At 39.5% G+C, this 622-nt stretch carries 1 pseudogene; it reads left to right on the plus strand.

Annotation, left to right across the window (positions count from 1 at the left end):
- A pseudogene (locus tag WMO28_RS16795) lies at window positions 1–622 on the plus strand (IS1182 family transposase); the annotation flags it as partial.

The raw sequence follows: 622 nt of genomic DNA on the forward strand, positions 1-622 counted from the left end.
ATGACCTGAATTACCAGTTTATGCGGCGGCTGCAGAAAGAAGGGCTGGTCACATTAAAAGAACTTTTTATTGACGGTACAAAGATAGAGGCAAATGCGAACCGTTATACTTTTGTATGGCGTGGAAGCATCAATTATCATCTGGCAGGACTTCTGGACTCTATCGACCAGCTTTTTGAAAAATATAATTCTTTTTTGCAGGAGAATGATTATGGAACAAAGTACGAGCTGGGAAATGCACAGATGTTTGTGATCGAAGGGATGGATAAAGTCCGGGAAGTGATCGAAAAGAACAGAAAACGAAAGCTTGTAAAACATAAAAAGCTTTCAAATAACCGTATTATAGAGATCGATAACTGTTCACCGCTTGAAATACGGAAACTCCAGAACAATCTCACGATGATCGCAGACAACGAGGGAATCGAATTCGTTTACGGAAAAGGAAAAAGAAAACCTGCACTTCAACAGCTGCATGAGGAACTGGAACAATGCGGAAAACGACTGATGGAATATAAAGAATGCTTTGAGATCATGGGAAAAAACAGAAACAGTTATTCCAAAACAGATCTGGAAGCGACTTTTATGCGTATGAAAGAAGATCACATGCTGAACGGACAGTTAAA

The sequence above is a fragment of the Blautia aquisgranensis genome (genome assembly GCF_040096615.1).
Lineage (GTDB): Bacteria > Bacillota > Clostridia > Lachnospirales > Lachnospiraceae > Blautia_A > Blautia_A aquisgranensis.